Source organism: Streptomyces sp. NPDC034084 (assembly GCF_055575535.1).
The window spans coordinates 635072-658728 of record NZ_JBVISK010000002.1 but is presented as its reverse complement, the minus strand read 5'-3'; the positions used below and the strand labels follow the sequence as shown (position 1 = coordinate 658728).

The 23657-nt window shown below is 73.4% G+C and carries 21 protein-coding genes; 10 read left to right on the top strand and 11 right to left on the bottom strand.

The features are described from left to right. Positions 1–139: 139 nt before the first annotated feature. Genes ACZ51I_RS08375 through ACZ51I_RS08360 form a run of 4 tightly spaced genes read left to right on the top strand, consistent with a single transcriptional unit; the run spans position 140 to position 4351 of the window. Positions 140–1456, top strand: a complete 1317-nt coding sequence (locus tag ACZ51I_RS08375; RefSeq protein WP_468872654.1) for an ABC transporter substrate-binding protein — start codon at positions 140–142, stop codon at positions 1454–1456. Continuing rightward, positions 1453–2385, top strand: coding sequence for a carbohydrate ABC transporter permease (locus ACZ51I_RS08370; protein WP_468872652.1), 933 nt, complete (start codon positions 1453–1455; stop codon positions 2383–2385). Before ACZ51I_RS08375 ends, ACZ51I_RS08370 begins: the two co-directional genes overlap by 4 nt. Beyond that, the gene (locus tag ACZ51I_RS08365; protein WP_468872650.1) at positions 2382–3296 is read left to right on the top strand and encodes a carbohydrate ABC transporter permease; all 915 of its coding nucleotides are present in this window, start codon (positions 2382–2384) and stop codon (positions 3294–3296) included. Before ACZ51I_RS08370 ends, ACZ51I_RS08365 begins: the two co-directional genes overlap by 4 nt. A 29-nt stretch (positions 3297–3325) precedes the next feature. Further along, positions 3326–4351 carry a LacI family DNA-binding transcriptional regulator gene (locus ACZ51I_RS08360; RefSeq protein ID WP_468872647.1) on the top strand — a complete coding sequence of 342 codons (1026 nt, stop codon included), beginning with the start codon at positions 3326–3328 and terminating at the stop codon, positions 4349–4351. A 30-nt stretch (positions 4352–4381) separates the two neighbouring features. Here the strand turns inward: ACZ51I_RS08360 and ACZ51I_RS08355 are convergent, their stop codons facing one another. The 6 genes from ACZ51I_RS08355 to rhaI all read right to left on the bottom strand — a co-directional run bounded on the left by ACZ51I_RS08355 (position 4382) and on the right by rhaI (position 11966). Beyond that, entirely contained in the window at positions 4382–5017 is a 636-nt protein-coding gene (locus tag ACZ51I_RS08355) for a LutC/YkgG family protein (protein ID WP_468872645.1), read from the bottom strand. An 84-nt stretch (positions 5018–5101) separates the two neighbouring features. Continuing rightward, positions 5102–6526, bottom strand: a complete 1425-nt coding sequence (locus ACZ51I_RS08350) for a LutB/LldF family L-lactate oxidation iron-sulfur protein (protein WP_468872642.1) — start codon at positions 6524–6526, stop codon at positions 5102–5104. After that, complete coding sequence (locus ACZ51I_RS08345) at positions 6523–7239, bottom strand: (Fe-S)-binding protein (protein ID WP_468872639.1); 717 nt, start codon at positions 7237–7239, stop codon at positions 6523–6525. The genes ACZ51I_RS08350 and ACZ51I_RS08345 overlap by 4 nt, the downstream gene beginning before the upstream one ends. Further along, complete coding sequence (locus ACZ51I_RS08340) at positions 7239–8720, bottom strand: rhamnulokinase (protein WP_468872637.1); 1482 nt, start codon at positions 8718–8720, stop codon at positions 7239–7241. Before ACZ51I_RS08340 ends, ACZ51I_RS08345 begins: the two co-directional genes overlap by 1 nt. Further along, entirely contained in the window at positions 8717–10756 is a 2040-nt protein-coding gene (locus ACZ51I_RS08335) for a bifunctional aldolase/short-chain dehydrogenase (protein ID WP_468872635.1), read from the bottom strand. The genes ACZ51I_RS08340 and ACZ51I_RS08335 overlap by 4 nt, the downstream gene beginning before the upstream one ends. 43 nt (positions 10757–10799) lie before the next feature. Beyond that, complete coding sequence (gene rhaI, locus ACZ51I_RS08330; RefSeq protein WP_468872633.1) at positions 10800–11966, bottom strand: L-rhamnose isomerase; 1167 nt, start codon at positions 11964–11966, stop codon at positions 10800–10802. Between the two features lie 147 nt (positions 11967–12113). Between rhaI and ACZ51I_RS08325 the strand changes: the two genes are divergently transcribed. Together ACZ51I_RS08325 and ACZ51I_RS08320 are read left to right on the top strand one after the other, a co-directional pair. Next, positions 12114–12449 carry an L-rhamnose mutarotase gene (locus ACZ51I_RS08325; protein WP_468872630.1) on the top strand — a complete coding sequence of 112 codons (336 nt, stop codon included), beginning with the start codon at positions 12114–12116 and terminating at the stop codon, positions 12447–12449. 95 nt (positions 12450–12544) lie between these two features. After that, the gene (locus ACZ51I_RS08320; RefSeq protein WP_468872628.1) at positions 12545–13621 is read left to right on the top strand and encodes a LacI family DNA-binding transcriptional regulator; all 1077 of its coding nucleotides are present in this window, start codon (positions 12545–12547) and stop codon (positions 13619–13621) included. Positions 13622–13630: 9 nt separating this feature from the next. Here the strand turns inward: ACZ51I_RS08320 and xylA are convergent, their stop codons facing one another. Further along, on the bottom strand, positions 13631–14797 hold the full coding sequence (xylA, locus tag ACZ51I_RS08315) for a xylose isomerase (RefSeq protein ID WP_468872626.1): 1167 nt from the start codon (positions 14795–14797) through the stop codon (positions 13631–13633). Positions 14798–14918: 121 nt separating this feature from the next. On the opposite strand from xylA, the gene xylB reads away from it, so the two are divergent. Next, positions 14919–16403 (top strand): xylulokinase, encoded by a 1485-nt coding sequence (gene xylB, locus ACZ51I_RS08310; RefSeq protein ID WP_468872623.1) that lies wholly within the window; start codon positions 14919–14921, stop codon positions 16401–16403. An 80-nt stretch (positions 16404–16483) separates the two neighbouring features. Continuing rightward, positions 16484–16711 (top strand): hypothetical protein, encoded by a 228-nt coding sequence (locus ACZ51I_RS08305; RefSeq protein ID WP_468872621.1) that lies wholly within the window; start codon positions 16484–16486, stop codon positions 16709–16711. Positions 16712–16757: 46 nt separating this feature from the next. Here ACZ51I_RS08305 and ACZ51I_RS08300 read toward each other — a convergent pair whose 3' ends face one another. From ACZ51I_RS08300 to ACZ51I_RS08290, 3 genes are all read right to left on the bottom strand, one after another. Beyond that, entirely contained in the window at positions 16758–17267 is a 510-nt protein-coding gene (locus ACZ51I_RS08300) for a hypothetical protein (RefSeq protein ID WP_468872618.1), read from the bottom strand. Positions 17268–17356: 89 nt separating this feature from the next. Next, a complete protein-coding gene (locus ACZ51I_RS08295) occupies positions 17357–18289 on the bottom strand; it encodes a ketopantoate reductase family protein (RefSeq protein ID WP_468872616.1) in 933 nt (310 codons plus the stop codon). Then, positions 18289–18855, bottom strand: coding sequence for a winged helix-turn-helix transcriptional regulator (locus ACZ51I_RS08290; protein ID WP_468872615.1), 567 nt, complete (start codon positions 18853–18855; stop codon positions 18289–18291). Before ACZ51I_RS08290 ends, ACZ51I_RS08295 begins: the two co-directional genes overlap by 1 nt. An 80-nt stretch (positions 18856–18935) precedes the next feature. Between ACZ51I_RS08290 and ACZ51I_RS08285 the strand changes: the two genes are divergently transcribed. Continuing rightward, complete coding sequence (locus ACZ51I_RS08285; RefSeq protein ID WP_468872614.1) at positions 18936–20147, top strand: ROK family protein; 1212 nt, start codon at positions 18936–18938, stop codon at positions 20145–20147. 60 nt (positions 20148–20207) lie between these two features. Here ACZ51I_RS08285 and ACZ51I_RS08280 read toward each other — a convergent pair whose 3' ends face one another. Further along, positions 20208–20669, bottom strand: coding sequence for an RrF2 family transcriptional regulator (locus ACZ51I_RS08280; RefSeq protein ID WP_468872612.1), 462 nt, complete (start codon positions 20667–20669; stop codon positions 20208–20210). A 224-nt stretch (positions 20670–20893) separates the two neighbouring features. On the opposite strand from ACZ51I_RS08280, the gene ACZ51I_RS08275 reads away from it, so the two are divergent. Beyond that, positions 20894–23569, top strand: coding sequence for an FAD/NAD(P)-binding protein (locus ACZ51I_RS08275; RefSeq protein ID WP_468873807.1), 2676 nt, complete (start codon positions 20894–20896; stop codon positions 23567–23569). Positions 23570–23657 lie beyond the last annotated feature (88 nt).

The window sequence follows — 23657 nt, the reverse complement described above, 5'->3', positions numbered from 1 at the left end:
GTGGCAACGCAACATAACCGCACACGAACAACCATTGACAAGTGTCCGGAGCGTTTCTCTACTGTGAACGCTCACAGATGCATGACCGGCCATCCCGCTCCAGGGAGAGGCCCCTTTTTCGGTCAGGGAGAAGTACCCCATGCCTCACATCACGCGCCGCGGACTCGCCGCCGCCACCGCCGTCCTCCTCGGCGCCACCGCGCTCTCCGCCTGTGGCTCCTCCGACTCCGGCGACGAGGCGGGCGGCGAGTCCGGCCCCGTATCGCTCACCTACTGGTCCTGGGCGCCCGGCATGGACAAGGTCGCCGCCCTGTGGAACGCCGAGCACCCCGACATCAAGGTCACCGTGCAGAAGCAGGCCTCCGGGGACGACCTCGTCACCAAGATCATCACCGCGACCAAGGCGCACAAGGGCCCCGACCTCGTCCAGGCCGAGTACCAGGCTCTCCCGACCCTCGTCAGCAACGACTCCCTGGCCGACATAGCCACCCAGATCCCGGAAGCCGCCAAGAAGGCCTTCGCCCCCGGCGTCTGGCAGCAGACCACCTTCGGCGGCGAGGCCGTCTACGCCCTGCCGCAGGACTCCGGGCCACTGATGTTCTTCTACCGCGAGGACCTCTTCAAGCAGTACGGCCTCTCCGTCCCGACCACCTGGGACGAGTTCGCCTCCACCGCCCGCACCCTGAAGAAGAAGGCCCCGGGCAAGTCCCTCACCACCTTCTCCGCCAACGACGCCGGTCTCTTCGCCGGCCTCTCCCAGCAGGCCGGCGCCAAGTGGTGGACCTTCGAGGGCGAGAACTGGAAGGTCGGCATCGACGACGCCGCCACCCGCAAGGTCACCGACTTCTGGGGCGGCCTGGTCGCCGAGGGCGCCATCGACAACCAGCCGATGTACACCCCCGCCTGGAACAAGGCCATGAACACCGGCGAGCAGCTCGCCTGGGTCAGCGCCGTCTGGGCCCCCGGCACCCTCACCACCGCCGCCCCCGACGGCAGGGGCAAATGGGCCATGGCTCCCCTCCCGCAGTGGACCAAGGGCGGCAAGTCCACCGGCAGCTGGGGCGGCTCCTCCACCGCCGTCACCTCCGGTTCGCAGCACAAGGAAGCCGCCGCGAAGTTCGCCGTCTGGCTGAACACCGACCCGAAGGCCCTCGCCGCCCTCGTCAAGGAGAGCGGCATCTACCCCGCCGCCACCGCCGCCCAGACCAGCGGCGCCCTCGCCGAGGCCCCCGACTACTTCGCCAACCAGCCCGACTTCTACACCCGCGCCGCCGAGATCGCGAAGACCACCGCGCCGGCTGCCTGGGGCCCCAACGTGAACGTCGCCTACACCTCCTTCAAGGACGAGTTCGGCAAGGCCGCCAAGGCCAGGTCCGGCTTCGGCACCGCCCTGACGGCCGTGCGGGACACCACCGTCGCGGACCTGAAGAAGCAGGGCTTCGGGGTCGCCAAGTGACGCAGCCCCGCCAGGGCGTGCGCCGGTCGTACGGGGTCAAGGCGGCCCCGTACGGCTTCCTCCTCCCCGCCGCCGTCCTCTTCGCCCTCTTCTTCGCGCTGCCCATCGGCTACGCCCTCTGGCTCAGCTTCCACAAGGTCGAGATCAAGGGCCTCGGCCTCGGAAAGGGAGCCAGGAGCGAGGTCTGGGCGGGCCTGGAGAACTACACCTCCGCCCTCACCGACCCCGAGTTCCTCCACAGCGCCCTGCGCGTCCTCGGCTACGGCGCGATCGTCGTCCCCGTCATGCTCGGCCTCGCCCTCTTCTTCGCGCTCCTGCTCGATTCCGAGCGCGTCCGCGCCCGCTCCTTCGCCCGCCTCGCGATCTTCCTGCCGTACGCCGTCCCCGGCGTCATCGCGGCGCTCCTCTGGGGCTTCCTCTACCTTCCCGACGTCAGCCCCTTCTTCTACCTCCTCGACGCCTTCGGCCTCCCGCAGCCCGACCTCATGGACGGCGGCCCGCTCTACCTCGCGATGTCGAACATCGCGGTCTGGGGCGGCACCGGCTTCAACATGATCGTCATCTACACCGCCCTGCGTTCCCTGCCCGCCGAGGTGTACGAGGCGGCCAAGCTCGACGGCTGCTCCGAACTGCAGATCGCGCTCCGCGTCAAGGTCCCCATGGTGGCGCCCTCCCTGGTGCTCACCTTCTTCTTCTCGATCATCGCCACCCTCCAGGTCTTCAACGAGCCCACCACGCTCCGGCCGCTCACCAACGGCATCCCCTCCACCTGGAGCCCCCTCATGAAGGTCTACAACGACGCCTTCACCGGCGGGAACATCCACGCCGCCTCGGCCACCGCCGTGGTGCTCGCCCTCGCGACCTTCGCGCTCTCCTTCGCCCTCCTGAGGATCTCCAACCGCCGCACCACACAAGGAGCAAGCCGATGACCGGGCTCGCCTCCCCGCCGCTCCGCGCCTCCGCCCCGGCGGCGGGCACCACCCCCGGCACCTCCCAGGGCCCTCCCCGTCCCCGCCGCACGGCCCTGCTCCCCACCGCCGCCCTCGTCCTCGGCGCGCTCTACTGCCTGCTCCCCGTCGCCTGGGTCGTGGTCGCCGCCACCAAGTCGGGCCAGGACCTCTTCTCCACCTTCACGTTCCTGCCCGGCGACGGGTTCGGCGACAACCTCGCCGACCTCGACGCGTACCGCGAGGGCATCTACTGGCGCTGGATGGGCAATTCCGTCTTCTACGCGGGCCTCGGCGCCGTCCTGTCCACCGTGGTCTCCGCGTTCGCCGGATACGCCTTCGCGGTCTACCGCTTCCGCGGCCGCGAGGCCTTCTTCAACCTGATCCTCACCGGCGTCCTCATGCCCCCGGTCATCCTCGCCATCCCGCAGTACCTCCTCATGGCCGAGGCCGATCTGACGGACACGTACGCCTCGGTGCTGCTGCCGCTGATCCTCTCCCCGTACGGCGTCTACCTCGGCCGCGTCTACGCCGAGGCCGCCATCCCCATGGAACTGGTCGAGGCCGGCCGCATGGACGGCGCCGGCGAGTGGCGGATCTTCCTGCGGATCGCCGTCCCCATGATGTCCCCGGGCCTGGTGACGATCTTCCTCTTCCAGTTCGTCGCCATCTGGAACAACTTCCTGCTGCCCTTCATCATGCTCGGCGACGACGAGAAGTTCCCCATGACGGTCGGCCTGTTCACCCTCCTCAAGCAGGGCGCGAGCCAGCCCTCGCTCTACACCCTCGTCATCACCGGAGCCCTCCTCGCCATCGGCCCGCTCATCGCCCTGTTCCTGGTCATCCAGCGCTTCTGGAGCCTCGACCTGCTCTCCGGCGCCGTAAAGTCCTGACCACAGGGGATCGAGGGGAAACACACAGCATGAGCACAGCAGCGAGCAGGCGCCGCCCGGCGACCATCCATGACGTGGCCCGCGAGGCCGGAGTCTCGCGCGGCACCGTCTCCCGTGTCCTCAACGGCGGCCACTACGTCAGCCCGACGGCGAAGGCGGCCGTCGACGCCGCGATCCGGAGAACGGGATACGTCGTCAACCGGCACGCCCGCTCGCTGATCACCGGCAAGTCCGACTCCGTCGCCTTCCTCCTGACCGAACCGCAGGAGCGCTTCTTCGAGGACCCCAACTTCAACGTCCTGCTGAGGGCCTGCACCCAGGCCCTCGCCGCCCAGGACATCCCGCTCCTCCTGATGATCGCGGGCACCGAGGACGAACGCCGCCGCAACCTCCGCTACATCGAGGCCGGCCACGTCGACGGAGTCCTCCTCGTCTCCAGCCACTCCGGCGACCCCGTGGTGGCCCGGCTGCACGAGGCCGGCGTCCCCGTCGTCGCCTGCGGCAAGCCCCTCGGCCAGACCACCAAGATCGGCTACGTCGCCGCCGACGACCGCGACGGCGCCCGCGACATGGTGCGCCACCTGTACACGACCGGCAGGCGCCGGATCGCCACCGTCACCGGCCCCCTCGACACCCCCGGCGGGGTGGAGCGCCTCGCCGGCTACCGCGAGACGCTCGCCGAGTGCGGCCTGCCCGTCGACGAGACGCTGATCGCCACCGGCGACTACAGCCGGGCCAGCGGCGAGGACGCCGCCCGGGCCCTCCTGGAGCGCGCTCCGGACATCGACGCCGTCTTCGTCGCCTCCGACCTGATGGCGCAGGGCGTCCTCGACGCCTTCGCCCGCGCGGGCAGGCGGGTCCCCGAGGACATCGCCGTGGGCGGCTTCGACGACTCACCGGCGGCCCTCTCCTCCCGGCCGTCGCTCACCACCATCCGCCAGCCCTGGGACCGGATCAGCACCGAGATGGTCCGCACGCTCCTGGCGCGGATAGCGGGCGAGGACCCGGCGACGGTCATCCTGCCGACGGAGCTCGTCCGCCGCGAGTCGGCGTAGTACCTGTCCCGCCGGCCGGCCCGGCCGTCTTCACGGTCCCGTCACCAGGATCACCTCCAGGGTCCGCGGCCCGTGGACGCCCTCCACCCGGTCCAGTTCGATGTCGCTCGTCGCGGACGGCCCGGAGATCCAGGTCAGCGGACGCACCGGGTCGAGCCGGGGGAGCGCGAGCGGTACGGAGGCCACCACCTGCTCCGGGGCCCGCACCACGCAGAGGTGGAGATCGGGGACGAGCGTGAGCGCCCGGCGGCCCTGGCCCGGACCACCGTCCAGGACGATCGTGCCGGTCTCGGCGATCGCCACCGCGCACCCCGTCAGCACGGCGTCCGTGCCGTCCAGCTCGTACGGGGTCAGCCGCGGCTCGTCGAACCGCCGGACGGCCTCGGTCGCGGCGAGCCACCCCTCGGGCAGCCCCGGCGGGACGGCGACACTGCGCGCGTCGCGTTCCGCGAGGAGCCGCGCGACGAGCCCGGCGAGCCCGTCCGGCGCGGTGCGGTGGACGTGGGCCCGGTAGTCGGCGAGGTTCTCGTGGAGGAGGTCGAGGAGAACGTCCGGGGCGTCGGGGGTGTGGCTGGTCAGGTAGTCGCGGGTGACGGGCGCGGCCTCGGGCGCGCCCGCGACGGCGGTACGGATCCGGTCGAGGACCCGGGCACGGGAGTCCGTCATGGGCGGTGCCTCCTCGCGAGGATCCGTGGGCGGGGGTCGGTCATGCGCGGTTCTTCCTCGCGAGGATCCGTCGGCGGCAGTCGGTCACGTGCGGTTCTTCTTCCACCAGTCGCGGAACGGTTCGGCGGGCATCTCGGGCAGGTCGCGGCTCTCCGTCCACTGGCCGGCTCCGGGGCCGGGCAGGCGCTTCGGGTGCAGTGCGCGGGTCTTCGACGCGATGCGCTCGCCGGCGGCGAGTACGCCGGGGTGGTTCAGGACCCAGGTGGACGCCTTGATCGCGGCCTTCTCCAGGCGATGTCCCTTCCCGCCCTCCCCGGCCACCTTCTCCCGCAGGTGTACGAGCACTTCGGGGATGTCGATGGCGACCGGGCACACCTCGTAGCAGGCGCCGCACAGCGAGGAGGCGTACGGCAGCGAGGCGTCGACCTCGCTCGCCGTGCCCCGCAGCTGCGGGGTGAGGATCGCGCCGATCGGCCCGGGGTAGACCGAGCCGTACGCGTGGCCTCCGGCCCGCTCGTACACCGGGCAGACGTTGAGACAGGCCGAGCAGCGGATGCAGCGCAGTGCCTGCCGTCCCACCTCGTCGGCGAGCGCGTCGGTGCGGCCGTTGTCGAGGAGGACCAGGTGGAAGGCGCTCGGACCGTCGGAGTCGGTGGTGCCGGTCCACATGCTCGTGTACGGGTTCATCCGCTCGGCCGTCGAGGAGCGGGGCAGTGTCTGGAGGAAGACCTCCAGGTCCCGCCAGGTGGGCACCACCTTCTCGATGCCGACGACCGAGATGAGGGTCTCGGGCAGGGTCAGGCACATGCGGCCGTTGCCCTCGGACTCGACGACGACGAGGGTGCCGGTCTCGGCGACCATGAAGTTGGCCCCGGAGATCCCGACCTTGGCCCGCAGGAACTTCTCCCGGAGGTGCAGCCGGGCCGCCTCCGCGAGGTCGGCGGGCGTGTCGCTCAGCCCCTCCGGTGCCGGACGACCCCAACTACCCATCTTCTCGCGGAAGATGTCGCGGATCTCGCCCCGGTTGCGGTGGATCGCCGGGACCAGGATGTGCGAGGGGCGGTCCTCGCCGAGCTGCACGATCAGCTCGGCGAGGTCGGTCTCGTAGGCCCGGATCCCCTCGGCCTCCAGGTGCTCGTTGAGCCCGATCTCCTGGGTGGCCATCGACTTGACCTTGACGACCTCGGTCTCGCCCGTCGCCCTCACGAGCGCGGTGACGATCCGGTTCGCCTCCGCCGCGTCGGCCGCCCAGTGCACGGTGCCGCCCGCCGCCGTCACCGCCTCCTCCAGCCGCAGGAGGTGCGTGTCGAGGTGACGGAGGGTCTCGTCCTTGATCCGCCTGCCCGCCTCGCGCAGCGCCGCCCAGTCGTCCAGCTCGGCCACCGCCCGCGCCCGCTTGTCCCGGATGGTGTGAGTGGCGTGCCGCAGATTGGCGCGCAGCCGCTCGTCGCGAACGGCCTCCCGCGCCGCCTCCGGGAACGCTGGCATCCCCACGAACGTCCCGCTCATGCCCAGGGCTCCTCTTCCGTGCTCGCCAGGATCTCCGCCAGGTGCAGCGCCCGCAGCGGCGCCTCCCGTCGTCTCAGCATGCCGCCCACGTGCAGCAGACAGGAGTTGTCCGCGCCGCACAGCACCTCCGCGCCGGTGGACAGCGCGTTCGCGATCTTGTCGGTGCCCATCGCCGCCGACACGTCCGGGTTCTTCACCGCGAACGTCCCGCCGAAGCCGCAGCACTCCTCCGCGCCCGGCAGCTCCACGAGCTCAAGCCCCTTCACCGCCTCCAGGAGCCGCCGCGGCCGCGCCCCGAGCCCGAGGAGCCGCAGGCCGTGACAGGACGGGTGGTACGTCACCCGGTGCGGGAAGTACGCGCCCACGTCCGTCACGCCGAGCACGTCCACCAGGAACTCCGTCAGCTCGTACACGCGCGGGGCCAGCGCCCCGGCCTCCGTACCGAACGACGGGTAGTGGTGGCGGACCATCGCCGCGCACGAACCGGACGGGGTGACGACGTGGTCGTACCCCTCGAAGGCCCGGACCGTGCGCCGTACGAGCGGCCCGGTCTCCGCGCGGTAGCCCGTGTTGAACTGCGGCTGACCGCAGCAGGACTGCGCCGCCGGGAAGTCGACCTCCACACCGAGCCGTTCGAGGAGCCGGACCGTGGCCACGCCCGTCGAGGGGAAGACGGCGTCGTTGACGCAGGTGACGAAGAGGGCGACACGCATCACGGCTTCCTCGGGGACGGCTCGACCCGGGCGGCGGCCCTGTCCCAGGCGGCGCCGTCGCCCTGCGGTACGTAGTGTCGCAGGGGCCGTGTCCGCGCGACGAGCCGGCGCATCGAACCGAGGCCGCCCACGAGACCGGTCGCGCGCGCCTGGACGAGGACGTTGCCGAGGGCGGTGGCCTCCACGGGCCCCGCGACGACGGTCAGCCCGGTTGCGTCCGCCGTCCACTGGCAGAGCAGCGCGTTACGGGCTCCGCCGCCCACCAGATGGATCCGTGCCACCTCCCGCCCGGCCAGCTCGGCGGCCCGCCGCACGGTGCGCCGATGGGCCAGGGCCAGACTCTCCAGGACACAGCGGACCACCGCTCCCGGGGCCCCGGGCGCGGGTTGCCCGGTGCGCCGGCAGTACGCGCGGATCCGTTCCGGCAGGTCTCCGGGGGTGAGGAACTCCGGCGCGTCCGGGTCGACGACCGCCGCGAACGGCTCCGCGCGCGCCGCGTCCGCGAGCAGTCCGTCGAGACCGACGGACAGACCCTGGCGCTCCCAGGTCCGGCGGCACTCCTCCAGGAGCCACAGGCCCATGATGTTCCGCAGGAAGCGGACGGTGCCGTCGATTCCGCGCTCGTTCGTGAAGTTCGCCTCCCGGGACTCCTCGGTGAGGACCGGGGCCTCCAGCTCCAGACCCGCGAGCGACCAGGTGCCGCAGGAGATGTACGCGAAGTCGGGGGCGGTGGCGGGGACGGCGGCCACGGCCGAGGCGGTGTCGTGCGAGGCGACGGTGGTCACCGGCGTCTCGGTGTCAAGTCCGGTGAACTCGGCGACGCCGGGCAGAAGTCGGCCCGCCGGGTCGCCGGGCGCACGCAGCGGGGGAAGCAGCCCGGGATCGATCGCGAGGCGTTCGAGCAGGTCCACGGACCACGTGCCGGCGCGGACGTCGAAGAGACCGGTCGTGGAGGCGTTCGTCTCCTCGGCGCCGACCGTCCCGGTCAGCCAGTGGACCATGAGGTCCGGCATGAGCAACAGAGTCCGCGCCGCGCGGAGTTGAGCCGTTCCGGCGGCCGAGGCCAGCTGGAAGACCGTGTTGAACGGGAGGTGCTGGAGGCCGGTGATCCGGTACAGCTCGGCCGGGCCGACCTTCTCCCGTACCGCCTCCGCGACCCCCTCCGTACGCCGGTCCCGGTAGTGGTACGGCGCGCCGAGCAGCGTGTCGTCGGCGTCGAGGAGCCCGTAGTCCACCGCCCAGGTGTCCACCCCCACGGAGTCGACGCGGCCGGCGCGGGCGGCCGCGCGCAGGCCGTCCAGGATGCCCTGGAAGAGGGCGAGGGCGTCCCAGCGCAGGCCGTCGGGCAGCGGGACCGGCGTGTTGGGGAAGCGGTGGAGCTCGGTGAGGTCGAGCAGGTCGCGGCCGACCCGGCCGAGCATCACCCGCCCGCTGGTGGCGCCGAGGTCCGCGGCGGCGAACGCCCCGTGGGGCCGGCTCACCGCAGGAAGGCCGCGGCGACGCCCGCGTCCACCGGCACGTGCAACCCGGTCGTGTGGCTGAGATCGCCGCCGGTCAGCGCGAACACCGCGTTGGCCACGTGCTCCGGCAACACCTCCCGCCTGAGCAGCGTGCGCCCCGCGTAGTACGCGCCCAGCTGGTCCTCCTCGATGCCGTACGTGGCCGCCCGCTGGGCACCCCAGCCGCCGGAGAAGATGCCCGAGCCGCGCACCACGCCGTCCGGGTTGACGCCGTTGACCCGGATGCCGTGCTCACCCAACTCGGCTGCCAGTAGGCGCACTTGGTGCGCCTGGTCAGCCTTGGTGGCGGAGTAGGCGATGTTGTTCGGGCCCGCGAAGACCGCGTTCTTGGAGGCGATGTACACGATGTCCCCGCCGAGCCCCTGCGCGGTCATGACCCGCGCGGCCTCCCGGGAGACCAGGAACGAACCCCGCGCCATGATCGCGTGCTGGACGTCCCAGTCCTGGGCCGTGGTGTCCAGAAGCGGCTTGGAGATGGAGATGCCGGCGTTGTTGACGACCAGGTCCACTCCGCCGAAGGCGAGCGCGGCCGCCCGGAACGCCGCCCCGATCTCCTCCTCCGACGTGACGTCCACGGTGACGGCCACCGCCGCGTCGGGTCCGCCCAGTTCCTCCGCCACCTTCGCGGCGGCCGCCCCGTTCAGGTCGGCGACCACCACGCAGGCTCCCTCGGCGGCGAGCCGGTGCGCGATCGCCCGGCCGATACCGCTGCCCGCCCCCGTCACGAGCGCCACCCGGGTCGCCAGCGGCCGTGGCTTCGGCAGCCGCCGCAGCTTGGCCTCCTCCAGCTCCCAGTACTCGATGCGGAACTTCTCGGACTCCTCGATCGGCGCGTACGAGGAGACCGCCTCCGCGCCCCGCATCACATGGATCGCGTTGACGTAGAACTCACCCGCCACCCGCGCGGTCTGCTTGTCCCGGCCGAAGGAGAACATGCCGACCCCGGGCACGAGCACGATCGCCGGATCGGCGCCGCGCATCGTGGGGGAGTCCTCGGTCGCGTGGCGGGCGTAATAGGCGGCGTACTCCTCGCGGTACGCGGCGTGCAGCTCCCGCAGCCGGTCGACCGCCCGGTCGAGGGGCGCGTCGGCGGGCAGGTCCAGGACCAGCGGCCGGACCTTGGTCCGCAGGAAGTGGTCGGGGCAGGAGGTCCCGAGGGCGGCGAGCCGGGGGTGTTCGGCGCGGGCGAGGAAGTCGAGCACCGGCGCGGAGTCCGTGAAGTGCCCGACCTGGGGCTGATCCTGGGAGGCGAGGGCGCGGACGTACGGGGCGAGCGCGGCCGCCCGCTCCCGGCGCTCGGCCTCGGGCAGGGGGCCGTACCCCTCGACCACGGGCCCGAACGGCTCGGGTCCGCCCCGCTCGGCGAGGAAGGACTCGGCGGTGCGGATGATGTGCAGCGCGTTGCGCTCGCACTCCTCCGAGGTGGCGCCCCAGGCGGTGATGCCGTGGCCGCCGAGCACGCAGCCGATCGCCTCGGGACGGGCCTTCCGCACGGCGGCGATGTCCAGACCCAGCTGGAAACCGGGCCGGCGCCACGGCACCCACACCACCGCGTCGCCGAAGCAGTCCGCCGTCAGCTTCTCGCCGTCGGCGGCACAGGCGAGCGCTATCCCCGCGTCCGGGTGCAGATGGTCGACGTGGGGCGCGTCCACCAGACCGTGCATGGCGGTGTCGATGGACGGGGCCGCGCCGCCCCTGCCGTACAGACAGTGGTCGAAGGCCGCGACCATCTCGTCCTCGCGCTCGACCCCCGGGTAGACCTCGGCGAGCGCGCGCAGCCGGTCGAGACGGAGCACGGCGAGGCCGTCCTCGGTGAGGGTGCCCAGGTCGCCGCCGGAGCCCTTGACCCACAGGAGGGTGGTCTCGCTCCCGGTCACGGGGTCGGTGACGGTGCCCTTCGCGGAGGCGTTGCCGCCCGCGTAGTTGGTGGTGCGGGGATCGGAGCCGAGCCGGTGCGCCCTGTCCATGAGGGCGGTGACTTCGGGTGGGGTCGCCATGGGGTTCCTTAGGGGGGGAGGACGTCGGGGGATCGGGGCGGGGCTACGCGCCCCAGCCGGCCTGCTCGCCGCCGACGCGTTCGACGGCGATCCGCTCCTGCCGGCCGGAGCGGAGGTAGGCGGCGACCGGGTCGGGGTCGAGGCCCTGCTCCTCGCGCAGCGTGCGCAGCAGGGGGCGTACGTCGGTGTCGTAGGCGTCCATGAGGACGGCGTGGGCGGCGAGCACGTCGCCCGCCCGCTGGGCGGCGGCGAGCGCGTCGGCGTCGACGAGGAGCGCCTTGGCGGTGGCCTCCTGGACGTTCATCACCGAGCGGATCACGGCCGGGACCTTGGCCTCGACGTTGTGGCACTGGTCGAGCATGAAGGCGATGCCGGCGGCGGGTTCCAGACCGCCGTTCCGGACGACCTCGTGCATGATCCGGAAGAGCTGGAAGGGGTCGGCGGCGCCGGCCATCAGGTCGTCGTCCGCGTAGAAGCGGGAGTTGAAGTCGAAGCCGCCGAGCCTGCCCTCCCGGAGGAGCAGGGCGACGATGAACTCGATGTTGGTGCCCGGCGCGTGGTGGCCGGTGTCCACCACGACCCGCGCCTTCGGGCCGAGCCTGAGGCAGTGCGCGTAGGCGGTGCCCCAGTCCGGTACGTCGGTCGCGTAGAAGGCGGGCTCGAAGAGCTTGTACTCCAGGAGCATCCGCTGCCCCTCGCCGAGCCGCTCGTACACCTCGGCCAGGCACTCGGCGAGCCGCTCCTGCCGGGCGGTGACGTCGTCCTGCCCGGGGTAGTTGGTGCCGTCGGCGAACCAGAGCTTCAGATCCGCCGAGCCGGTCGCGTCCATGATGTCCACGCAGTCGAGCAGGTGGTCCACGGCCCGGCGGCGCACGGCGGGGTCGGGGTGGCAGACGCTCCCCAGCCGGTACGCGTCGTCCTGGAAGGTGTTGGAGTTGACGGCGCCCAGTTCGAGGCCGCGCTCCTTGGCGTACGCGGCGAGAGCGGCGTAGTCGTCGACCCGGTCCCACGGGATGTGCAGCGACACCTTCGGCGCGATGCCGGTGTGGGCGTGGACCTGCGCCGCGTCGTCGAGCTTCTCGTACGGGTTCCGGGGCACGCCCGGCTGCGCGAACACCTTGAAGCGGGTCCCGGAGTTCCCGTAACCCCAGGAGGGCGTCTCGATCCGCTGGGCGGCGAGTGCGGCCTTCACGGCAGCGATGTCGGGCATGTCCACCTCGGAGCCTTGTAATGAATCGATTCAGTCACCGGGGAAGCTAGCCATCGCGCGGGGCGTCGTCAAGGCTCTTGACCCGCTGGACGCTGACGTCCTAGCGTCCGGGCAAGGCGTAATGAAACATTTCAGTCAGGGGGTCGGATGCCGACGACGGACACCCAGCGGGTCTGCTTCCTGCTGAAGGTGCGGACCGAGCGCGTCGAGGAGTACCGGGCGCGCCACCGGCACGTCTGGGCCGACATGCTCGCGGCGCTCTCCGCCGCCGGCTGGCACAACTACTCGCTCTTCCTCCGCGAGGACGGGCTGCTCGTCGGGTACCTGGAGACCCCCGACTTCGACCGGGCCCGCGCCGCGATGGAGGCGGCGGAGGTCAACGCCCGGTGGCAGGCCGAGATGGCGGAGTTCTTCGAGGAACTCGAAGGCCGGGCGCCCGACGCCGCCATGCGGCCGCTGACCGAGGTCTTCCACCTCGCGTGACGGGCCGGCCGATCCATGCGGCCGCTTAGGATGAAACGCCGGGCGGGACCCCGTACGGACGGGACGGCAGGGGCAGGACGGACCAGGTGGGACGGATGACGGACACCGCACGGACGAGCGGGAGCGGCGACAGCGGTCCAGGGGCCGTCGGCGGTGCCGGGAGCGTCGGCATCAAGGACGTGGCGCGTGAGGCGGGTGTCTCCGTCGGCACCGTCTCCAACGTGATCAACCAGCCCGACCGCGTCTCACCCGCGACGCGCCGGCACGTCCGGGCGGTCATCGCGCGCCTCGGCTATGTGCGCAGCGAGTCCGCCCGCCAGCTCAGGGCGGGCCGCAGCCGCATCATGGCGCTCCTCGTCCTCGACATGGGCAACCCCTTCTTCGTCGACATCGCCAGGGGCGCCGAGCGCACCGCCCGGGCGGCCGGACTGGGCGTCATGGTCTGCAACAGCGACCAGAACCCGGCCGACGAGGCCGACTACCTCTCCCTCTTCGCCGAACAGCGCGTCCGGGGCGTCCTGGTCACCCCCGCCGACCCCAGCGGGGCCAACCTGCGGGCGTTCCGCCGCCACGGCATCCCGTCCGTGCTCGTCGACCGGGTGGCGGGCGACGACGCCGGCTGCTCGGTCTCCGTCGACGACGTCGCCGGCGGCTCCCTCGCGATCCGGCACCTCGTCGCGACCGGCCACCGCTCCTTCGCGTACGTCAGCGGTCCCGCCCACCTCCAGCAGATCCGCGACCGGCGCGAGGGCGCCCTGCTCGCGCTCGCCGAGGCCGGACTGCCCGCCTCGGCGCTGCGTGAACTCCCGGCCGAGCGCCTCGACGTGGCCTCGGGGCGGGACGCCGGGGCGCGCCTGCTCGGCCTCGCCGACCGTCCGACGGCCGTCTTCTGCGCCAATGACCTGCTCGCCCTCGGCGTGCTCCAGGCGCTGTACGCGGCGGGGGTGCGGGTCCCGGAGGACATGGCGATCGTCGGCTACGACGACATCGAGTTCGCCGCGGCCGCGACCGTACCCCTGACCTCCGTACGGCAGCCGGCGTTCACCCTCGGAGCGAAGGCGGCCGAGCTGCTCCTCGAGGAGACCGGGGAGCAGGCGGCCGGCCACCGGCACGAACACGTGGTGCTCCAGCCGGAACTGGTCGTCCGCCGCTCGACCCTGGCCGGCCGCTGAGCCCGGGGGTCAGCGCACGCCGAGCAGGTGCTCCAGGGCCAGCTGGTCCAGGCGCTCGAAGGCCATCGAGCGCGCCGCCGCCGCGTCCGGGTCGAACGTCTCGTACGCCGTGGGGTCGGCGAGCAGCCCCGCGAGACCGTCGGCGGCCGTGGGGACGGCGAGTTCGGGCAGCCGGGAGGCGCCGAGCGCCGCGACGACGTCCGGGTCGGCGCGGAAGGCCGCCGCCCGCTCCTTGAGCATCAGGTAGTTCCGCATGCAGTTCTTCGCGGACTCCCAGACGCCGTCGAAACCGTCGGTGCGCACCGGCTTGAAGTCGAAGTGGCGCGGCCCCGCGTAACCGGCCGTCTCCAGCAGGTCCACCAGCCAGAACGCCTGGCGCAGGTCGCCCGCCCCGAAGCGGAGGTCCTGGTCGTACTTGATGCCCGACTGGCCGTTCAGGTCGATGTGGAACAGCTTGCCGGCCCACAGCGCCTGCGCGATGCCGTGCGGGAAGTTGAGCCCCGCCATCTGCTCGTGGCCCGTCTCCGGGTTCACGCCGACGAGCTCGGGGCGCTCCAGGCGCTCGATGAAGGCGAGCGCGTGCCCGATCGTGGGCAGCAGGATGTCGCCGCGCGGCTCGTTCGGCTTGGGCTCGATCGCGAAGCGCAGGTCATACCCCTGCTCGGTGGCGTACTGGCCGAGCAGGTCGAAGGCCTCCTTCATCCGGTCCAGCGCCACCCCGACGTCCTTCGCGGCGCCGGACTCCGCGCCCTCCCGGCCGCCCCAGGCGACGTAGGTGGTGGCGCCGAGCTCGACGGCCAGATCGATGTTGCGGAGGGTCTTGCGCAGGGCGAAGCGGCGCACGTCCCGGTCGTTGGCGGTGAAGGCGCCGTCCTTGAAGACGGGGTGGGCGAAGAGGTTCGTGGTCGCCATGGGCACCGCGAGCCCGGTGCGGTCCAGGGCGGCCCGGAAGCGCTTGACGATCGCGTCCCGCTCGGCGTCCGCGGACCCGAAGGGGATCAGGTCGTCGTCGTGGAAGGTGATGCCGTACGCGCCGAGGGCGGCCAGCCGCTCGACCGCCTCCACGGGATCGAGGGCGGGGCGGGTGGCCTCGCCGAAGGGGTCGCGGCCCTGCCACCCGACGGTCCACAGGCCGAAGGTGAAGCGGTCCTCGGGGGTGGGTGAGAAGTCGGTCATGGCGTCTCCCTGCTACTGGCAGCCGGATTTGTTTTCTGAGATAACTAATACGGGACGGAGCCGGTCCGGCGCCAGACCCCGCGAGCAGTCGAGCCCGAAGACCGAGGGAAGAGGAGGGGGCATGGCCGTGAGCCGCTCCGTCGTGATCGGCGTGGACAGCTCCACGCAGTCCACCAAAGCCGCAGCCGTCGACGCCGACACCGGCGAGCTCCTCGCCCTCGGCCGCGCCCCGCACACCGTCACCGGCACCGCCGGGGCACGCGAGAGCGACCCCGAGGAGTGGTGGACCGCCCTGGCCGCGGCCGTCCGCGCGGCGGTGCGGGAGGCGGGCGTCCCGGCGGCCTCCGTCACCGGCATCGCCGTCGCCGGCCAGCAGCACGGCCTCGTCACCCTCGGGGCCGACGGCCGGCCCCTGCGGCCCGCGCTGCTCTGGAACGACACCCGCTCCGCGCCCCAGGCGGCCGCCCTCGCCACCCGCCTCGGCGGCCCCCCGTCCTGGCTGGAGCGGACCGGTTCCGTCCCCGTCGCGTCCATGACCGCCGCCAAGTGGCAGTGGCTGCGCGAGCACGAGCCGGAGACCGCCGCGGCCGCGCGCGGGATCCGCCTCCCGCACGACCACCTCACCGAACGCCTCTCCGGAACCGCCGTCACCGACCCCGGGGACGCCTCCGGCACCTGCTGGTACGGCACGGCCACGGGCGCCTACGACCCGGACGTCCTCGATGTCATCGGCCTGGACCCGGCCCTGCTGCCGGCCGTCGCCCCCTCCGGCGCCACCCGCGTCGGCACCCTCACCCCGGCCGCCGCCGACGCCCTCGGCCTCCCCGGCACGGTCGCCGTCGCCGCCGGGACCGGCGACAACATGGCCGCCGCCGTCGGGCTCGGACTCGGCGGCGCGGGACTGCTCGACCACCCCGTCGTGAGCCTGGGCACCTCCGGCACCGTCTTCGCCGCGACCCGCGCCCGGCCCGCCGCCCCCGGCCTCGCCGGATTCGCCGCCACCGACGGCGCGTACCTCCCGCTCGGCTGCACCCTCAACTGCACGCTCGCCGTGGACCGGTTCGCCACCCTCCTCGGTCTCGACCGGGAGGACGCCGCACGCGGCGGCGACGGCGGAATCGTCGTCCTGCCCTACCTCGACGGCGAACGCACCCCCGACCTCCCCCACGCCGCCGGACTCGTCACCGGCCTCCGGCACGGCACCGACCCGCGGGCCGTCCTCGGCGCCGCCTACGAGGGCGCGGCCTTCACCGTGCTGCGCGCCCTCGACGAACTCCTCGCCGCCTGCGGCCTCGACCCGGCGGCGCCCGCCGTACGGGACCGGCCCCTGCGCCTGATCGGGGGCGGCGCGCGCGGCCGGGCCTGGACCGAGACCGTCCGCAGGCTCTCGGGGCGTCCCCTGGTCGTCCCGGCCTCCGAGGAACTCGTCGCCCTCGGCGCGGCCGCCCTCGCCGCAGGCGCCGTCACCGGCGCCGACCCGGTGGCCCTGGCCACCGCCTGGGGCACGGGCGCGGGCCCGCTCCTGCCCGCCGTACCCCGCGACCAGGCGACCTGGGACCGGATCGCGACGGTACTCGCCGCCGCGACACCGACGCTGCTGCGGTGACGCGTCCCGGCATCGGGCCCGCGAGGGCCCTGTGCCGACCGCGAGCTCCGGGTTACCCTGCGGAAAACGACGGGGGAGACATGACATCACTTCTGATTCTCTTCGGCGTACTCGGCGGAGTCGGGGCGCTGTTGACCGCCACCCTGCTCCGCCGGGGCGGCCGCCGCACGGACTCGGTGGACGGCCTGCCCCAGGAGCAGGAGGCCGTGCGCCGGGCTGGGGCCGACAAGGTCTCCTTCGGCCTCGGCGCCCACAACTCCCCGCCGACCGCCGGCGACGGCTACATCCGCCGGAACGGCCGACCCTGACGGGACCTTCCGCCGGGTGTCCCCTTGAGGCCGGTTGGCGCGCTCGTCAGCGGGCCGCGCGTCGGCGGTGGTAGGCGACCGCCACCGCGGTGAGGAGCGGGGCCCAGGCCACGAGGGGCAGATAGCAGACGAGGAACAGGGTCTCCTGGAGCGTGCCTTCGGTGTGGGTGCGGGGGGAGTCCTGGCCGATGCCCGCGTACACCACGTACGCGAACCACCACGTGAGGGCGGCCAGTCCGAACGCCCCCGCCAACGCGGCGATCGTCGCTCCCCGGGCGCCGACCGGGCGTCCGCCGAGGAACGGCAGCCGGCGGGGGAACACCTCTCCCCAGTCGCGGACCAGACCGAGCGTCAGGAAGGCGAGGAGTTCGGCGAGTACGGTCAGGCCGAGCTGGAAGACGGCCAGACCGAGGCCGGGGTCGTCGACCCGGGCCACCGGCGCACCGAACGTCAGGGCGACTCGCCAGAGCCCGGACGGCAGGACGAGCAGGGGGACGGCGTGGGCGGCGAGAACGGCCCAACGGGGGACGTCAGGAAGGGCCTTGAGCTGCATCATGCCGCCCAGCCTGCCGAGCGGACCGGGGGCCGGGCGTCGCCCCAGAAGCCGGGCCGTCTCCCTCGCACGGGGGAGACGGCATCCTTCCGTCAGGCCCCGGCCGCGGCGGTGACCCTGCGCTGGTGGACCCGCAGGTGCAGGGTCGCCAGGTCGAGGAGCGGGGTCGGGACGCCGAGGGCGCGGGCCCGGCCGATGAGATCACCGAAGAGGTGTTCCACCTCGGTGGGGCGGCCCGCCGTCAGGTCGCGGTAGAGGGACGGCACCATCGGCGAACCCGACGCGGACACCACGGCCAGCGCCGCCGCCCGCTCCTCCTCCGGTACGGGGTGCCCGGCCGCGGCGGCGACCGCGGCGGCCTCGTCGAGCACCGCCGGGCCGAGGGCCGGGCCGCCCGGCGTGTCGTACACGTCGCCGACGGAGCCGCGCATCAGGCTCGTCACCGCGCCGAACGTCGTGATGAACACCCACTTGTGCCACATCGCCGTGAGGATGTCGGCCGGAACCGGCGCGTCGATCCCCGCCCCGTCGAGGACCTTGCGGATCCGCTCCACGCGCGCGGAGACCGTCCCGTCCTGCTCACCGAAGGCCAGCTGGGCCAACGGGGCGAGCCGCCGGATGTCACCCGAGTCGTCGAGGGTGGTCACCACCTTGGCCACGCCCCCGAGGACGGCCGGTGCGCCGAAACGGGCGTTGAGGGCGTCGATGTGGGCGAGACCGTTGAGGAGCGGGATGACGGCCGTGTCCGGTCCGACGGCCGGCGCGACGTCCTCCATCGCCCCATCGAGGCCGGTGGACTTCACCGACAGCAGCACGAGGTCGTACGGCTCGCGCAGCTCGCCGGCCGTGACGAGGCGTGGCTCCACCCTCCACTCCTCGTCCCGGCCCACGACCCGCAGGCCCCGCGCGCGCAGCGCCGCCGCCCGGGCCGGACGGACCAGGAACGTGACGTCCTCGCCGGCACGGGCGAGGAAGGCGCCGAAGTAGCCACCGGTGGCACCGGCGCCGACGACCAGGATCTTCATCAAGGTGAACCCTTCGTGGAGCGCCCCGGGGGCGCGGCGGTGGGCAGAGGGGTGAGCAGCCGGTGCGGCCGGGTGAGCGCGGCCGTCACCGGGTCGTCGTCCGGACCCGACGGGACGAGCCCCGGGCCGGGGGCGACCAGGACGTCCTGGACGGGGACGGTCGCGCCGCAGCCGGTGCAGCAGCCGTCCCGTGTGAGCGGGGCCTCGTCCTCCGCGTGAAGGAAGACGCGGCGCGGCCCGCCCTCCGCCGCGTAGAACTCCTCGCCCCACGCGGTGAGCGCGCGGACGGCCGGCCAGAGGGCGACCCCCTTGGGCGTGAGCCCGTAGACCTCGCGCCGGCCGGTGCCCGCCTCGGGGCGGCGCGTCAGGACGCCCGCCTCGGTGAGGGTGGCGAGCCGGTCGGTGAGCACCGCCCGGGGGATCCCCAGATGCGCGGCGAACTCGCCGAACCTGCGGACCCCGTAGAAGGCGTCGCGCAGGATCAGCAGCGTCCAGCGCTCGCCGACGACCTCCATGGAGCGGGCGAGGGCGCAGGTCTGACCGCGGTAGTCGCGCGGAAGCGTCATGGCCGGAGCCTAGCGCAGAAAAGTTCGGTCACCGAACTGTTTTTCCGACCCGGTAAGGGGCGACTAGGCTCTCGCTCACGATGAACCAGCCCTCGGAACCCAAGGCCGACAAGACGGGAGTGCGCCGCCACAACCTGAGCCTCGTCCTGCGGACCGTCCACGAGGCCGGCGAGACGACCCGGGCGGCGGTCGCGGCCCGCGTCGGGCTCACCCGGCCCGCCGTCTCCTCTCTCGTCGAGCAACTCCTCGACCTCGGCTTCCTCGTCGAATCGGGCAAGACGTTCAGCGGGCAGGCGGGACGGCCGGGCACCGTGCTCAAACCGGCGGGCACCGGCCCCGCCGGCCTCGGCGTCGAGATCAACGTCGACTACGTCACGGTCTGCGTCGTCGACCTGACCGGCACCGACCGCGTCCGCCGCACCGAGCGCCTCGACAACCGGGAGGCCGAAGCCGCCGACGTCCTCGCCCGCGCCGCCCGCATCGCCGCGGACGCCCTGGACACCGCGGCCGAACGGCACCTGGCCCCCGCCGGGGCCGGCCTCGCCCTGCCCGGACTCGTCTCCGGCGGGACCGTCCGGCAGGCCCCCAACCTCGGCTGGAACGAGGTCCCCGCCGAAGTCCTCTTCGTCGAGGCCCTCACCGCCCTGCGTCCCGCCACCGCCGGCGTCCCCGTCGTCTCCGACAACGAGGCCAACATGGCGGCCCTCGCCGAGATGTGGTTCGGCACCCTCGGCGACTGCCGCACCTTCCTCCACCTCACGGGGGAGATCGGCGTCGGCGGCGCGATCGTCGTCCACGGCGAACTCCTGCGCGGCGCCCACGGCTTCGCCGGCGAGATCGGACACCTCGTCGTCGACGCCGAGGGACCGCGCTGCCGCTGCGGCTCGCGCGGCTGTCTCGAGCAGTACGCGGGACAGGCCGCCCTCCTCGCGTCGGCGATGGCCACCGACGTCCCCGACCTCGTTCGCCGCGCGGAGTCCGGGGAGCCGCGCGCCCTCGGGACCCTCGCCGAGGCGGGCCGGATGCTCGGGCGCGCCCTGTCGGGCGCCGTGAACCTCCTCGACCCCGAGGCCGTCGTCCTGGGCGGCATCTACCCGTGCCTGATGCCCTGGCTGGCGCCCGCCGTCGCGGAGGAGCTCGCCGCCCGCGTGGTCTCCGGCCTCTGGACCCCGGACGCGAAGCGTCTGCGCCCGGCGTCCGCCGCCACCGACGCGTCGCGCGGCGCGGCCGCCCTCGTACTCCACGACGTCCTGGCGGACCCGCTGGCGTACGCGCCGGCGCCGGGGAACTGACCGACGGCGCCGGCCGCTCCGGTCGCGAGGTCCCCGAGGCCGTGGGTCGTGGTGGGGGCCCTACGGGTACGTGCGTACGTCGTCGTTGTAGTCGCGGGCCCGGTCCCGTACGAGCTCCGGCAGAGTGCCCGTCGCCAGGTCCGCGAGGGTTGTGCACTCCAGGACCTGGCGCAGACTCGTCCGCACCGCACGCCAGACATCCGGCATGGGAGCCGCCGCACCCTGGTACTCGAGGCCCGTCAGCTTGAGGTCCCGCACACTGACGAGCGGTCCGTCCATCGCGCGGATGACGTCGGCGAGGGTGATCTCCGAGGGCGGCCGGGTGAGGGAGTAGCCACCGTCCGGGCCGCGCACGCTGCGCACCAGACGCGCCTGCCGCAAGTCGCTGAGCACGACGAAGAGGAAGCGGACGGGGATGTCCTGGCGTCCGGCGATGTCCTCGGCCTTGAGGGGCCGGTCCGGCGAGCAGGCCAACTCGGCCATGGCCCGGACGGCGTAGTCCGTTCGTGCTGAGATCCTCACCGACTCAATGTCTCACGAGTGGCGGGAACCAGACCCGCGACGGCATTCGCGGGGTCGTCAACAGCACCCGGAAGCGGCGTTGTTGTCCGGAAGCGGCGTTGCCACTCCACTTTGTTCATCGACATAGTGAACATTGTCCCGCAGTGCCCACCCCCGCTCCGGAGGTCTCCGTGGTACCTGTCGTGTCCCCGCCGTCCGCCGAGTCCGTCCGTCCTCGACCGACCGTGGCGGTCGTCGGCGCGGGCGCGGCCGGCGCGCTCGTCGCCGTCCAGCTGTGCGAAGCGGCGGGCCGACGCCGTATCCCGCTCGATCTGGTCCTTGTCGACCCCGCGCCGGAGGCCGGCCGGGGCACCGCATACGCCACCAAGGTGCCCGAACACCGGCTCAACGTGCCCGTCGGCGGTATGAGCTGCTACCCGGACGACCCGGGGCACTTCCGGCGCTGGCTCAGCCGGCACGGTGAATCCACCGTCACCGCGGCGGACTTCGCCTCCCGGTACCGCTACGGCTCGTATCTCGCCGACACGCTCGGCCGGGCCGTCATCAGGGCGCACGGCACGGTCTCCGTACGACGACTGCGCACCAGGGCGACGGGGTGCGCCGACGCGGCCGGGGGACGTCTGGAACTCCGGCTCGCCGACGGCGGCACGGTCACGGCGGACAGCGTCGTCCTCGCCACCGGGCCCGCGGCGGGGCGGGCCGGCTGGGCTCCGCCCGAGCTGGTCGCCTCCGACCGGTTCGTCCCCCGCCCCTGGGCACCGGGCGCGCTCGACGCCGTCGGCGAGTCGGACGACGTCCTCCTCGTCGGCACCGGTCTCACCGCCGTCGATCTCGCGCTCGTCCTCGACCGCCCCGGCCGCACGGTGCACGCCGTGTCCCGCGGCGGGCTGCTTCCCCAGCCGCACGCGGTCACCCCGCTGCCCCCCGTGCCGCCACCGCCGGGGCTTGCCGCTCTCCCGTTGCACCGCCTCCGCAGGGAGTTGATGCGGCACTTCGCCGCCACGCGTCGCGCCCACGGCGACTGGCGGCCCGCCCTCGACGGGCTGCGGCCGGCGATCGTACGGCTCTGGCAGGGCCTCTCCGACGACGAGCGGGCGGAGTTCCTCGGCCGTGACGCCACCCTGTGGAACGTGCACCGCCATCGCATGGCACCCTCCACCGCCGAGACCGTCGCCCGGGCTCGAGCCGCCCGCAGGCTCCGCGTCCACGCCGGCCGGGTCGCCTCCGCGGCACCGTACGAGGACGGCGGACTGACCGTCTCCCTCGCCGACGGCCGTGAGCTGCGCGTGGCCTGGGTGGTGGACTGTACGGGGCCGGGGCTGCGAGCCGATGCCGGCGGCGACCCGTTGTGGAGCGGGTTGCTGTCCGACGGCCTCGCCGCACCCGGTCCGCTGGGCATCGGTGTGGCCACCGAGGGCGGCAGGCTCCTCGACGCCCAAAGGCGCCTGGAGCGGCCGCTGTTCACGCTGGGCGCGCCCCGCCGGGGCGAGTTGTGGGAGACGACGGCGATCCCCGAGATCCGCACCCAGGCCAAGGAGATCGCCGAGGCCGTACTCGCCCCGCTCACCAGCGCCCCCCGGTCGGTGCGCCGTCGGCCCACCGACCAGTTCGGGCTGCCGTTGTCCACCCATGCCGCGGCCGCGGCGGCCTTCCGCTGCGGACTCGCCCGGGTGATCACCGTACGGGCGAAGGCGGCCGAGTCGTTCACGCGAGCCACCGAACTTGACCCGGGGTTCGCACTGGGGCACGCCGCACTCGCCCTGCTGGGTCACGAGTGCGGAGCGGACGTCGACGTCGCCCGGGAGCTGGCGGACGCCCAGCGCAGCGTGCGGGAACGCGGCGACGAGCGGGAGCGGTCGTTCGTCGACGTCGTCACGCGCCGCGTCAGGGAGCACGAAGCCGGCGCAGGCGCCCCGGGCGAGGGAGACACGGCGCTCGTCGACCACCTCGGCCGGTTCCCCGGAGACGCGTTCGCGCTCGGCATCGCCGTCCCCACCATCGCCTTCTCCGGCGTCGCGGATCTCGACGGCACACTGGCCCTCGACCTGGTGGAGCGGACCGCGTCCGCCTACGCGGGGCACTGGTTCCACACCTCGCTCCTCTCCTTCGTCCGGCAGGAGCAAGGAAGGATCGAGGAGGCCGGCGAGCTCGCGCGGACAGCACTCGCCGCGCAACCCGCCTCCGGGCACGCCGTGCACGCCCTCGCCCACGTCCACTACGAGTCCGGTGAGCACCGCACCGGCCGGGACTGGCTCGACGGCTGGATCGGCGCCCAGGGCCGGGGCGCCGTGCACCGGGCGCACTTCTCCTGGCACGTGGCCCTCCACGAACTGGCCCTCGACGACTCCGCGGCCGTACGCCGCCGCTGGTTCGCCCAGCTCGCGCCGGGCCGGGTCAACGGGGTGCGGGCCCTCGTCGATTCCGGCTCCCTGCTGTGGCGTGCCCGCATGTCCCGCAACTGGACCGGCCGGGTACCCGTCGACGGCGTCCTCGACGCGGTCGCCCGCGATCTGGTCGAACGTCCCTCGACCGCGTTCACGGCCCTGCACGGCGCCGTCGCCCTCGCCGCCGCCGGCGACCTCCCCGCACTCCGCCGCCTGCGCGCGCACGCGGCCGGCGCGGACCGGGTGCAGCGGGACGTCGTCGTCCCGTTGTGCAGCGCGCTGGAAGCGGTCTTGGAGGAGGAGTGGGCCACGGCGGTCCGGGAACTGCGCGGACTGCTGCCCTCGCTGCGACGCGTGGGAGGCAGCGCGGCACAGCGGGAGGTCGTCGAGGAGACCCTGCTGTACGCGCTGGTGGAGGCGGGACACAGCGACACCGCCCGCCACCTCCTCGAACAGCGCCTCGATCGCCGTGCGTCCCCGCTCGACCGGCGCAGGCTGGCCGGACTGAGCGTCTGACGGGGGCAGGGAAGGGGACGCCGCACGCCGCTCCGCCCCCCAGCCGGGGTTCACGCCGTGAACCGACGGGCGCGGAGCGGAGACCCGG

Coding starts and splice junctions, on each gene's coding strand:
- ACZ51I_RS08320 (WP_468872628.1), top strand. CDS start 12,545: ATGACGGACACCGCACGGACGAGCGGGAGCGGCGACAGCGGTCCAGGG.
- ACZ51I_RS08305 (WP_468872621.1), top strand. CDS start 16,484: ATGACATCACTTCTGATTCTCTTCGGCGTACTCGGCGGAGTCGGGGCG.
- ACZ51I_RS08355 (WP_468872645.1), bottom strand. CDS start 5,017: ATGACGGACTCCCGTGCCCGGGTCCTCGACCGGATCCGTACCGCCGTC.
- xylB (WP_468872623.1), top strand. CDS start 14,919: ATGGCCGTGAGCCGCTCCGTCGTGATCGGCGTGGACAGCTCCACGCAG.
- ACZ51I_RS08295 (WP_468872616.1), bottom strand. CDS start 18,289: ATGAAGATCCTGGTCGTCGGCGCCGGTGCCACCGGTGGCTACTTCGGC.
- rhaI (WP_468872633.1), bottom strand. CDS start 11,966: ATGCCCGACATCGCTGCCGTGAAGGCCGCACTCGCCGCCCAGCGGATC.
- ACZ51I_RS08285 (WP_468872614.1), top strand. CDS start 18,936: ATGAACCAGCCCTCGGAACCCAAGGCCGACAAGACGGGAGTGCGCCGC.
- ACZ51I_RS08345 (WP_468872639.1), bottom strand. CDS start 7,239: ATGCGTGTCGCCCTCTTCGTCACCTGCGTCAACGACGCCGTCTTCCCC.
- ACZ51I_RS08325 (WP_468872630.1), top strand. CDS start 12,114: ATGCCGACGACGGACACCCAGCGGGTCTGCTTCCTGCTGAAGGTGCGG.
- ACZ51I_RS08290 (WP_468872615.1), bottom strand. CDS start 18,855: ATGACGCTTCCGCGCGACTACCGCGGTCAGACCTGCGCCCTCGCCCGC.
- xylA (WP_468872626.1), bottom strand. CDS start 14,797: ATGACCGACTTCTCACCCACCCCCGAGGACCGCTTCACCTTCGGCCTG.
- ACZ51I_RS08375 (WP_468872654.1), top strand. CDS start 140: ATGCCTCACATCACGCGCCGCGGACTCGCCGCCGCCACCGCCGTCCTC.
- ACZ51I_RS08365 (WP_468872650.1), top strand. CDS start 2,382: ATGACCGGGCTCGCCTCCCCGCCGCTCCGCGCCTCCGCCCCGGCGGCG.
- ACZ51I_RS08350 (WP_468872642.1), bottom strand. CDS start 6,526: ATGAGCGGGACGTTCGTGGGGATGCCAGCGTTCCCGGAGGCGGCGCGG.
- ACZ51I_RS08300 (WP_468872618.1), bottom strand. CDS start 17,267: ATGATGCAGCTCAAGGCCCTTCCTGACGTCCCCCGTTGGGCCGTTCTC.
- ACZ51I_RS08335 (WP_468872635.1), bottom strand. CDS start 10,756: ATGGCGACCCCACCCGAAGTCACCGCCCTCATGGACAGGGCGCACCGG.
- ACZ51I_RS08360 (WP_468872647.1), top strand. CDS start 3,326: ATGAGCACAGCAGCGAGCAGGCGCCGCCCGGCGACCATCCATGACGTG.